Below are 302 nucleotides of genomic sequence, written 5' to 3'. Positions count from 1 at the left end.
CTGGAGAAGACCACCGCGGCGGCCTGAGCGCCACACGAAACATCGACCCGTAGGGACGGCTTCAGCCGCCCACAGATGCCTGCACCGCAAATTCATCAACGCGCGGATGGGCGACTGAAGTCGCCCCTACAGGTCGCCTCGATTGTTCTCATTGCTAGAGGTAACCCATGAGCTATGAATGCATCCCCGGCGCCGCTGCCGTGGCGCTGATCCGCAGCGAACCGGGCGTCACCGTGTTCGACGTGCGCGACCTGGCGAGCTACCAGCGTGGCCACATCGAGGGCGCCGCCCATCTGGCCGAA

The 302-nt window shown here is 64.9% G+C and carries 1 protein-coding gene; it reads left to right on the top strand.

The genetic code is table 11. The features are described from left to right. Positions 1-167: 167 nt before the first annotated feature. On the top strand, positions 168-302 hold a 135-nt coding region (locus L6Q67_RS24615), incomplete at its 3' end, for a rhodanese-like domain-containing protein (RefSeq protein ID WP_367171689.1).

The organism is Zoogloea sp. (genome assembly GCF_023150065.1).
In the GTDB taxonomy this organism is placed as follows: domain Bacteria; phylum Pseudomonadota; class Gammaproteobacteria; order Burkholderiales; family Rhodocyclaceae; genus Zoogloea.
The sequence above is the reverse complement of the archived record's forward strand: the minus strand, read 5'-3'. Positions and strand labels throughout refer to the sequence as shown.